Below are 11,174 nucleotides of genomic sequence, written 5' to 3'. Positions count from 1 at the left end.
TCGACCTTCGCCTCCCTCGTCACCGGGAGCAGCGACTGGGTCTCGGTCCAGGCGTCGGCGAAGTCCTCCTCGGTGAACTTCAGGACCGACGGCATCGGCTGCGCGTCGTCGAAGGAACGGATCTCATCGGCGGAGACCGGCATCGGCCGGTGGCCGTATGAGCCGATCCCGATCCCGTCGAACCGGTCGCGGTAGTACAGGTCGGCGTCCTGATGCCGCAGGATCGGCCGGACCGCCTCCTGCCCCTGACCCGCCAGCGCCGGGATCGGGCCGGTCCAGGCCAGCTGGTGGGCCAGCGGGGTCAGCGGCAGGTTCATGCCGACCATACGGGCGATCCTCGGCCCCCAGATACCGGCACAGCACACCACGATGTCGGCCTCCAGGTCACCCCGGTCGGTCCGCACACCCCTCACCTCGCCATCGGTCCGGAGGATGTCCACAACCTCGTGGCGGGCAAGGAAACGCACACCACGCCCGGTGGCCCGGCGGATCTGCGCCTCCACCGCCAGAACCGCCTTCGCCAGACCATCCGTCGGCACCAGAAGACCACCCAGGACCCTGTCCCGGTCCACCAGCGGATGCTGCTCCACGCACTCCTGCGCGGTCAGCAGCCGGGACTCGACACCCCAGGCGGTCACCCAGCCGTGCCGGCGGCGCAGCTCGGTCAACCGCTCGGGAGTAGTGGCCACCTCAAGCCCCCCGACCTGGAGGAAACACGGCTCGCCGTCCACCTCGAGGGAACAGAACTTCTCGACCGTATACCGGGCCAACTCCGTCATCGTCTTGGACGAGTTCGCCTGGAAGACCAGGCCCGGCGCATGGGACGTCGAGCCCCCGGTGGCGGGGAGCGGCCCCTGATCGACCACGGTCACCTCGGTCCAGCCACGCGCGGAGATCTCGTCCGCGAGAGCCGCTCCCACGACTCCCGCTCCGATGATGACCACTCGGGGTCCCGCCATCGCCGCACCTCCGGTCTATCGATCAGTCGAGCGATCGAGTTGCTGTCTGCGCAACATGCTTCAGGTTGCGCAACTCAATGTGCCTTCCGTACAGGTGGGTGTCAAGGGTCCCGGGACCTCGGAAAACGGGCCGGAACACGGCGACGCCCGGTGGGCGGCGCGCATCTCGCGCACGCCGCCCACCGGGCGTGTTTCAGGCCGGATTCCCGCGTCCGACCCCCACCGCTACTTGAGCCAGGCCTCCACCTTGAGACTGTTGGCGTCGACCCACTTCTTCGCCGCCGCCTCCGGCGCCATCTTGTCCACGGCGATGTACTTGGCCACCGTGTTCTGGTCGTCGTTGGTCCAGCTGAAGTTCTTCACGAGGTCATAGGCCGGGCTGCCCGACTCGGCGAACTTCGTGCTGACGATCTTGTCGAGGTCGTAGACGGGGTAGTCGCAGGCGACCTTCTCCGCGTCGGCGTCACAGCCCGTCTTGTACTCCGGCAGCTTGACCTTCACGAGCGGCACCTCGGCCATGAACCACTGCGGCTCGTAGAAGTAGCCGATCACCCAATCCTTGTCCTTCTCCGCCTTGCGGAAGGCCTGGATGAGCGCGGTCTCGCTGCCCGCGTACACCACCTTGAAGTCCAGACTCAGGTTCTTCACCAGAGCCTCGTCGTTGGTGACGAACGACGGGTCGCCGTCGAGGAGCTGCCCCTTGCCCCCGGACTCGGAGGTCCTGAACCTGTCCGCGTACTTGTTGAGGTTCTTCCAGTCGGTGATGTCGGGGTGTTCCTTCGCGAGCCACGGCGGCACGTACCAGCCGATCAGCCCTTCGTTGCCGGTCGAACCGGCCTCGACGGCCGTCTTCTGGTCGGTGATGTACTTCTTCTTCAGATCGCCGTGGCCCCAGTTCTCGACGACGGCGTCGACCTCACCCGTTCCGAAGCCCTGCCAGGCGATCTCCTCCTTCAGGTCCTTCTTGGTGACCTTGCAACCGAGCTTCTCTTCCGCGACATGGGCGATGACCGCCGCGGTGGCCTCGTAGCCCACCCACGGGTTGACGGCGAGGTTGAACGTGCCGCACTCGGCAGAGCGGCCCGAGCCACCCGCCTGCGCAGAACTCTCACCGACCTTCGCGCCTCCGCAGGCAGTGAGGGTGAGGCCGAGGACCGCTACGCCGGCCGCGCCGGCTCTGCGTCGTCTTGCTTGCCTTGCCATGGTCAGTTGCTCCTTACGCGCTGGTTCGCAGCGCTGCGGCCCGAGTAATGCGGTCGAACATGACTCCGAGGAGGACGAGGTACGGGCTGCGCCGCGCCCAGGCTCTGCCGCCGCCGACGGTTCGCCCGCCGCGACCTTCCCGGAGGGCGCCCGCCCCGAGGCTGCAGCGGACACCGGATCTCCCGATGCCCTCCAGCCACCGATCCCGCCGTCCGCCCATCACCTGCAGGTCTGCCACGCGCCGAGCCTTCCACCGAAACACCGTTGCGCATCGTGCATCTGATCGCTCGTGATGGAACACCCTGATAGCTGACCAAACGGACGTCAAGATGTCGGCCGATGACGATTTGACCGCGTGATCACTTACCCGCCCACTCTTGACCGCAGGCGACACCGAGCCGACCATGTTGCGTATCGCTCACCTTGTTGTGCAATACGCACCGACGGAGGCCGCCCATGTCCCCCCGACCGCAACCTGGCCGTGAGTTCGTCCTGACGCTTTCCTGCCCCGACAGTGCCGGGCTGGTTCACGCCGTGAGCGGCTTTCTCGTCAGGAACTCCGGGAACATCCTGGAGAGCCAGCAGTTCGACGACCGGCTCCAGGGCCGTTTCTTCATGCGGGTCCACTTCGACGTCTCGGACCCGAACGTCGACCTGGAGGGCCTGCGGTACCGCTTCGGCCCGGTGGCTCAGGCCTACAGCATCTCCTGGTCCCTCACGGACGCCTCCACGCCGACCCGGACCCTGATCATGGTGTCCAAGTTCGGACACTGCCTGAACGACCTTCTCTTCCGCCGGCGCACCGGAGCGCTCAACATCGAGATCCCCGCGATCGTCTCCAACCACCGGGAGTTCGAGAAGCTGGCGGAGTCGTACAACATCCCCTTCCACCACATACCGGTGACCCGCGACACCAAGCCCGAGGCCGAGGCACGGCTACTCGAACTCGTCCGCGAGCTGGACATCGATCTGGTGGTACTGGCCCGCTACATGCAGATCCTCTCCGACGACCTGTGCAAGGAACTCGAGGGCCGCGCCATCAACATCCACCACTCCTTCCTGCCCAGCTTCAAGGGTGCCCGCCCCTACGACCAGGCTTACGACCGCGGCGTGAAGCTCGTCGGCGCGACGGCCCACTATGTGACGTCGGACCTGGACGAGGGTCAGATCATCGAGCAGGACGTAGTCCGGGTGGACCACTCGCTGGACCCCGGCGAACTCGTCACGGTAGGCCGGGACGTCGAGGCCCAGGTGCTCGCGCACGCGGTGAAGTGGCACAGCGAGAGCCGCGTGATGGTGGACGGCAACCGCACAGTCGTCTTCCGCTGAACGGCACGCCTTCCCCATCGAACGCCGGACGGGCTGGGAGCCCGTCCGGCGGCTGGGCTTCATGCGGCCCGGGCCTACTCCGTCTGCACCAGCCCGCCATGCCCGGATCGGCCGCCCAGCGCGGGCAGCCCATCGGGTTGCGGCACAGGAAGATCCGGCACAGGAAGATCATGCCGTTGATGCCGCCGGAACCACCGAGCACGTTCCCCTGGCATGGCAGCTGCCCCGGCGGCCCATGCCGGCGCACCGACCGCGGACACGAGGCACGCCAGACGGGGCGCGCCATGCGCATCAGGTTGCGGATAGCGCAACTTTGAGAACCGCACTCCGGGGTGGCCGCTTTTCGAGTGCGTTGTTTACTACGCGTATAGTTTCGTTGTGAGCAACTACAGATCTGGCACCGAAACCTCGAATGCGCCGTCCGGTGGAGTGCAGTCGGTCGACCGCGCCATCAGCGTCCTGGAGATCCTCGCGCAGCGCGGGGAGGCCGGCGTCAGCGAGGTGGCCGCCGAGATCGACGTTCACAAGTCCACCGCGTTCCGTCTGCTCGGCGCCCTGGAGGCACGCGGCCTGGTGGAGCAGGCCGGCGAGCGCGGCAAGTACCGCCTCGGCTTCGGCATCGTACGCCTGGCCGGCGCGGTCACGGCACGCATCGACATCACCCAGCAGGGCCGCCCGGTGTGCGAGCGCCTCGCCGAGGAGATCGGCGAGACGGTCAACATCGCGGTGCTCCAGGAGCACTACGCGATCAACCTCTACCAGGTGCGCGGCCCCGGGGCCGTCACCGCGCACAACTGGGTCGGCCAACTGACCCCGCTGCACGCCACGTCAAGCGGCAAGGTGCTGCTGGCCCACTTGCCCGCCAAGGAGCGCGCCACGCTGCTGGCCGCCGCGTACATGAAGAAGGTCACTCCCCACACGATCACCGCGAAGACGAAGCTGGAGAAGAACCTCGTCGCCGCACGGGAGCGGGGATACGCCTTCACTCTGGAGGAGTTCGAGATCGGCCTGCATGCCATGGCGGCACCGGTTCGCGACCGGGACGGACAGGTCATCGCCGCCCTCAGCGCCTCCGGGCCCTCTTACCGGTTCACCGAGGAGCGCCTGCACGAGCTGTCCCCGATGCTGCGCGACGGGGCCACCGAGATCAGCCATCGCATGGGCTTCCTGGGCTGATTCACCTCTCAGGGATGCCGAGGCGCTCACTCACCCAGTCGCGGAAGGCGCCGATGTGATGCCCGCCGGGCACCAACACCACTCTTGCGGCTAGGGCCGTCACACGCACGCACGGGCGGGCCCCGCGCCGACGGCCACAATGCAGGCGGGGACGGTACGGCCGTCCTCCAGCAGAACGGCGTCAACCCCGTTCCTCACCGCTCAGCCCCTTGGCCCCCCACTCCGCGCAACAACCGGACGCCATGATCCGCATGCAGGGCGGAGACGATGGCACCCATGGCCGTCCCGGCCAGCGGCGTGGGCGCCCGCCTCGACGACCGTCCTCACGCGGGACCGCCGGCGAGGCGGGCTGCCACGCAGGGCGGCAGGTTGGGGGCGTCCGTGGACACCTTCACGTAGATCATGCCCTCCTCGACGACGACCTCGTGGGTCCGCACCGGCAGTTTGGCCGGCGGAGCGTCCACCGCTCCGGTCCGCAGGTTGAACTTCGAGGCGTGCAGGGGGCATTCCACCTCGCAGCCCTCCAGCCAGCCGTCGGCGAGCGAGGCGTCCTGGTGGGTGCAGGTGTCGTCGATGGCGAAGACCTCGCCGTCGTCGGTGTGGAACACCGAGACCGGCGGGTCGATGTCGAGCCGGATGGCCTCACCTCGCGGAAGATCCGCGAGACGGCACGCGGGAATCATCATGACACCTCGGTGCGTATAGCGAAACGGATTGCGGTAAGCGCAACATCAGTCTGGGGTTGCCCTGAACCCTTGTCAAGGAGTCCGGGGAGCCCCTGCGAGGCAGCCAGGCGTTGCGCCCTACACGCGCTCCACACGGGGAAAGGCCCGGTGGGACCGTGGCCGCACAGGGCGGTGCCACGACCCCACCGGGCTGTGGGTCGGCCGGTCTCAGACGGCGGACGAGGAGGTGGACCGCGCGGACCCCTCGGCCTGCCGGGGCCCTACGGACTCCGCGCCGTCCGTGGACATGGCGGGACCGATACGGAGTTCGAAGTCCCCGTCGTACTTCTCGTGGCCGGCGATGACGGCGGTCTCGATGGCCTCCTTGCCCATCCGTCCGCGGATGATGAGCGGATCGTGGCGCAGATCCCGGTTGAGCGCGACGCACAACCCGACCATCACCAGGGTGAAGGGGGCCGCCGCGAGAATGGTGAGGTTCTGAAGCCCGGTGAGCGCGTCGCCCTTGCCTCCGCCGATGAGCAGCATGATGGCCGCGACAGCCCCCGTCAGCACACCCCAGAACACCACGACACTCCGGGACGGCTCCAGGCAGCCCCGCTGCGAGAGCGTCCCCATCACGATGGAGGCGGCGTCGGCGCCGGAGACGAAGAAGATGCCGACGAGGACCATCACGACGATGCTCGTCACCGTGGCGATCGGGTACTGCTGCAGGACGTCGAAGAGCTGGCCCTGGGCGGTCGCGGCGTCGTTGAGACGACCGGAATCCTGGAGGTGCATCGCCGAGCCGCCGAAGACGGCGAACCAGAGCAGGCTGACACTGCTGGGGACCAGGATGACGCCGCCGACGAACTGGCGGATGGTGCGACCGCGGCTGATGCGCGCGATGAACATGCCGACGAAGGGCGTCCAGGAGATCCACCACGCCCAGTAGAAGACCGTCCAGCCGGCCAGCCAGTCGGCGACACCGTCACCGCTGGACGCCTCGGTACGGCCCGCCATCTGGGCGAGGTCGCCGACGAAGGCGCCGACGGAGGTGGGGATCAGGTCGAGGATGAAGATGGTCGGGCCGACCAGGAACACGAAGAGGGCGAGGGCCACCGCCAGCACCATGTTGGTGTTGGACAGCCACTGGATGCCCTTCTCGATCCCGGACACCGCCGAGGCGACGAACGCCACGGTCAGCACGGCGATGACGACGACCAGCAGTCCGGTGCTCACCGGCCCCAGCCAGCCCAGCCCGGTGAAGCCGCTGCCGATCTGGAGGGCCCCGAGCCCGAGGGACGCCGCCGAACCGAAGAGGGTGGCGAAGATCGCGAGGATGTCGATGGCCCGACCGGGCCAGCCGTTCACCCGCTTCTCACCGAGCAGCGGGGTGAACACCGCGCTGATCAGCTGTCGGCGCCCGCGCCGGAAGGTGCTGTAGGCGATGGCGAGACCCACGACCGCGTACATCGCCCACGGGTGGAGCGTCCAGTGGAAGAGGGTGGTGGCCATGGCCGTCTCCATGGCCTGGTTGGCGTCGGCCGGGTCGGTGCCCGGCGGCGGCGTGATGAAGTGGGAGAGCGGCTCGCTCACCCCGTAGAACATCAGGCCGATGCCCATGCCCGCGCTGAACATCATGGCGATCCACGAAACGGTGCGGAACTCGGGCTGCTCCCCCTCCTTTCCGAGAGCGATCCGGCCGTAGCGGCTCATCGCCAGCCACAGGGCGAAGACGACGAAACCCGAGGCTGCCAGCACGAAGGCCCAGCCGCCGTTGCGGATCGTGCCGTCCAGCAGCTTCCCGGACACGCTCTCCAGCGTGTCCGTCGCCGTGGCTCCCCACACGACGAAGGCCAGGGTGAGGGCCGCGGCGACACCGAAGACGACGAGGTCGGTCCGGGGGCGGGCGGCGGCCAGGCCGGCTGCCGGCAGATCCTCGCCGACGGGATGACCTGGGCTCCCGTTTCGTTCGCGGGTTGTGCTCATCAGCTCGTCCTTTCCACAGACGGCAGGGGGCGCTCCGTCGCGGACTACGGTCGCGTGACGGAGCAAGAAAGGAAACGTGTCGGCGAGTGGGGCGGATGCCACCCCAGTCCAGTTGCGAATGACGCACCAGGACTCACTATAGGCAACAATCTGCGCCCTCTCGGAGGCTGTCAAGAGGTGCGTCGGGAAGAGTCGCCGGGTCGTTGCGGTGGGACGTCGGGCAGACCTGTCGGGCCGTTGCTGCTCCCCTGCGCCGGCAAGCTGGACTTGGGGCGCCCGTGACGGACCCGGGCGGGATGGTGCCGTCAAGCAGCTCCGGCCATCCCGCGTGCTCGGCGAGGCGACCGCGCACGGCGGACACCAGGTGCACCGGGCCCGGCCGGTGCCCAACGGCGCATAACTCGGGGACGGTCACGGCGCCGGTGGCACGGACGCGGCCCCGGTCGTCGCGGAGCAGGTCCACGATCATGACGTTCTCGGCGCGGTCCTACTCCAGGAGGTCGTCGACGGTGCGACCGGTGCACTTGACGGGTCCGGACTCCACGGTGCGACCGGAGCGGCGCAGGAAGAGTTCGGGCGAGGCCGTGGTGATCTCCACGCCCTGCGTGGGAAGCCGCACCGCGCCGGGGTACGGCGCGGGGTTGCCGGGTGCCGGCAGGGCGGTGAGTGCGTCCGCGTCCGCGCGCTGCGCGTCGGGCAGCGGTGCGGACAGCACCCGGCACTGGTTCGCCTGGTAGACCTCACCGGCCGCGATGTGCGCCCGGACACGGCGGACCCCGGCCGTGCAGGCGTCCCGGTCGAGTAAGAAGGTCCAGCCCTGCGGGGCGGGCCCGTGCCAGGCGCGCGACCGGACGGCGGGCACGGGCGCACGCCGTACATCCCTGAAGCGCGCGCGGACCGGGCGGCCCTCGACGCCGGCGACCACGGCCCGGAATCCGGCGGATTCCAGGGCCGCCCGATCGCCGGTCATGTCCCGGAGGCCGATGGCGACGAGACCGCCGAGGCGGGCCGGCGGGGCGAGACGTCGCTCTCCGCTCCTCGCCCCCATCGGGTCTCAGGTCCCCGAGTGCGCACCGGTGGAGACCTGCTCCAGGCGGACGACGATCGACTTCGACGTGGGGGTGTTGCTGATCGCCGCGGTCGAGTCCAGGGGGACCAGGACGTTGGTCTCGGGGAAGTAGGCGGCGCAGCAGTCACGGGGCGTCGGGTAGGGCACCACGCGGAAGGCGGGTGCTCTGCGTTCGACGCCGTCGTCGTACTCGCTGACGATGTCGACGAGGTCCCCGTCGGCCAGGCCCCGGTCGGCGAGGTCGTCCGGGTGCACGAAGAGGACCCGGCGGCCCTGGTGGATGCCGCGATAGCGGTCGTCCAGACCGTAGACGGTGGTGTTGTACTGGTCGTGGGAGCGGAGCGTCTGGAGCAGCAGCCGGCCCGGCGGTACGTGCGGCCTCTCCAGGGGGTTGGCGGTGAAGTGGGCCAGGCCCGTGGCAGTGGTGAACCGGCGTTCGTCGCGCGGCGGATGCGGCAGCGCGAAGCCGCCCGGCCGTCGTACCCGGCGGTTGAAGTCCTCGAAGCCGGGGATCACGCGGGCGATGCGGTCACGAATAGTGTCGTAGTCCCTCTCGAAGTCCTCCCAGGGCACGTGGGAGCCCGCTTCGCCGAGCGCGGCCCGGGCCATCCGGCAGATGATCGCCACCTCGCTCAGCAGTTGCCCGGAGGCGGGGGCGAGTCGCCCTCGGGAGAGATGCACCATGCCCATGGAGTCCTCGACCGTGACCAGTTGCGGTCCGGCGGGTCTCAGGTCGGCCTCGGTCCGGCCGAGGCACGGGAGGATGAGCGCCTGCTCACCGGCGATGACGTGCGAGCGGTTGAGCTTGGTGGAGATCTGCACGGTGAGGCGGCAGTTGCGCAGCGCCCGCTCGGTCAGGTCGGTGTCCGGGGCGGCGGCGACGAAGTTTCCGCCGAGTGCGACGAAGACGCGGACATCGCCGTCACGCATGGCGCGAATGCTCTCGACCGCGTCGTGGCCGTGGTGCCTCGGCGGGGTGAACGCGAACTCGGCACCGAGCGCGTCCAGGAACGCGCCGTCCGGTTTCTCGTAGATGCCCATGGTGCGGTCGCCCTGGACGTTGGAGTGGCCGCGCACCGGACAGAGGCCGGCGCCGGGACGGCCGATGTTGCCCCGCAGCAGGAGGAAGTTGACCACGTCCCGGATGGTGGGGACCGAGTGACGGTGCTGGGTGAGGCCCATCGCCCAGCAGACGACGATCTTCTCGGCGGCCAGCACCTCACGGAACGCGGCCCGGATCTCCTCCTCGGGCAGGCCGGTGGCCGCAAGGATCTCGTCCCACGACACCTTGCGGGCGTGCTCGGCGAACTCCCGGAAGCCGTGCGTGTACCGGTCGATGAAGGGCGTGTCCAGACAGGTGCCGGGTGCCTCGTCCTCCGCCTCCAGCAGCATGCGGTTGAAGGCCTGGAACAGCGCCTGGTCGCCGCCCAGTCTGATCTGCAGGAACCGGTCGGCCAGGCGGGTGCCGCCGCCGAGGACACCGGAGGGCCGCTGGGGGTTCTTGAACCGCAGCAGGCCGGCCTCGGGCAGCGGGTTGACCGCGATGACCCGGGCACCCCGGCGCTTCGCGTTCTCCAGCGAGGAGAGCATCCGGGGGTGGTTGGTGCCGGGGTTCTGGCCGACCACGAGGATGAGGTCGGCGCCGTGGAGGTCTTCCAGGGTGACGCTGCCCTTGCCGATGCCTATGGTCTCCGTCAGTGCCGAACCGCTGGACTCGTGGCACATGTTGGAACAGTCCGGCAGGTTGTTCGTGCCGAGCATCCGGACGAAGAGCTGGTAGAGGAACGCGGCCTCGTTGCTCGCGCGGCCGGAGGTGTAGAAGGCGGCCTGGTCCGGGTGGTCGAGCGCGGCGAGTTCCCGGGCGATCACGGCGAACGCGTCGTCCCAGGAGATGGGCCGGTACCGGTCGGCACCGGCCGGGCGGTACACGGGGTGGGTCAGACGGCCCTGCTGCCCGAGCCAGTAGTCGCCGGCGGGGAGCAGGTCCTCCAGGGTGTGCCGGGCGAAGAAGTCCGGGGTGACGCGGCGGACCGTGGCTTCCTCGGCCACGGCCTTGGCGCCGTTCTCGCAGAACTCGGCCCGGTGTCGGTGCTCCGGCTCGGGCCAGGCACACCCGGGGCAGTCGAAGCCATCCTTCTGGTTGACCCGCAGGAGGGTGAGCAGGGCCCGGCGGGCTCCCATCTGCTCGCCGGCGTGCCGGAGCGAGGAGGTGACGGCAGGGATGCCGGCGGCGTACGCCTTCGGGGGGCCGACCCGGAGTCGGGCGTCGCCGGGGTCCTCGACAGGTGCGTTGCGAGTCATCTGAAGCGCCGCTCCGGGTTGTAGGGGGGCAGAGGCGTCCCGTTGCCGGGCATTACGGCCCGTCGTGCGGGGCCGTCTACCGGGAAGCCGGGTGGTTGCACATCAAGCAACAGTGTCGCTATGCGCAACAAGAACAAGAAAGCGTGATCCGCGATCCCCTGTCAAGACCGCTGCGCCCTCCGATCGACCGGGGTGGCGCGATTCGGGGACATCGGGGGTCGAGCCGGGGCGACGGCGCCCCGGGCTCGGCTCGTGCGCCACTCGCCGCGGCTGTGTCCGCTCGGCCGCGGCCGGCTCGGCCGTCGCACCACGACGACGGAACGCACTGCGTCGACCCGGGCACACCCGGGATGTTGCGGAGCGGTGGAACAGGGGGGAACGGTGTGGTCGATGAGGCGTCAGTAGCGCCGACACGACGGGAACCGGCTCACCGACGGGCGTCTGCCGGTCGTGTCGACGACCGCCTCGCGGACGAGGCGAGGC

General features: G+C 69.3%; 7 protein-coding genes and 1 pseudogene. 2 read left to right on the top strand and 6 right to left on the bottom strand.

What is annotated here, in order from left to right; all coding sequences use genetic code 11:
• Nucleotides 1–959 (bottom strand): NAD(P)/FAD-dependent oxidoreductase (locus tag AC067N_RS32810; protein ID WP_478682553.1); only part of this gene is annotated, 959 nt, incomplete at its 3' end.
• A 225-nt stretch (nt 960–1,184) separates the two neighbouring features.
• Nucleotides 1,185–2,162, bottom strand: coding sequence for an ABC transporter substrate-binding protein (locus AC067N_RS32805; protein ID WP_478682552.1), 978 nt, complete (start codon nt 2,160–2,162; stop codon nt 1,185–1,187).
• Nucleotides 2,163–2,618: 456 nt separating this feature from the next.
• Between AC067N_RS32805 and purU the strand changes: the two genes are divergently transcribed.
• Nucleotides 2,619–3,491, top strand: a complete 873-nt coding sequence (gene purU / locus AC067N_RS32800) for a formyltetrahydrofolate deformylase (RefSeq protein ID WP_478682551.1) — start codon at nt 2,619–2,621, stop codon at nt 3,489–3,491.
• A gap of 429 nt (nt 3,492–3,920) precedes the next feature.
• Nucleotides 3,921–4,667 (top strand): IclR family transcriptional regulator, encoded by a 747-nt coding sequence (locus AC067N_RS32795; protein WP_478682556.1) that lies wholly within the window; start codon nt 3,921–3,923, stop codon nt 4,665–4,667.
• A 323-nt stretch (nt 4,668–4,990) separates the two neighbouring features.
• On the opposite strand, the gene AC067N_RS32790 is transcribed toward AC067N_RS32795, so the two are convergent.
• The 4 genes and pseudogenes from AC067N_RS32790 to AC067N_RS32775 form a co-directional block, all read right to left on the bottom strand.
• On the bottom strand, nt 4,991–5,353 hold the full coding sequence (locus AC067N_RS32790; protein WP_478682550.1) for a bifunctional 3-phenylpropionate/cinnamic acid dioxygenase ferredoxin subunit: 363 nt from the start codon (nt 5,351–5,353) through the stop codon (nt 4,991–4,993).
• A gap of 207 nt (nt 5,354–5,560) precedes the next feature.
• Nucleotides 5,561–7,321 (bottom strand): BCCT family transporter, encoded by a 1,761-nt coding sequence (locus tag AC067N_RS32785; protein WP_478682549.1) that lies wholly within the window; start codon nt 7,319–7,321, stop codon nt 5,561–5,563.
• Between the two features lie 250 nt (nt 7,322–7,571).
• Nucleotides 7,572–8,369: pseudogene (locus AC067N_RS32780) on the bottom strand (chorismate-binding protein); the annotation flags it as partial.
• A 6-nt stretch (nt 8,370–8,375) separates the two neighbouring features.
• The gene (locus AC067N_RS32775) at nt 8,376–10,691 is read right to left on the bottom strand and encodes an FdhF/YdeP family oxidoreductase (protein ID WP_478682548.1); all 2,316 of its coding nucleotides are present in this window, start codon (nt 10,689–10,691) and stop codon (nt 8,376–8,378) included.
• Between the last annotated feature and the right edge of the window lie 483 nt (nt 10,692–11,174).

The sequence above is a fragment of the Streptomyces sp. NPDC042364 genome (genome assembly GCF_056437585.1).
The sequence above is the reverse complement of the archived record's forward strand: the minus strand, read 5'-3'. Positions and strand labels throughout refer to the sequence as shown.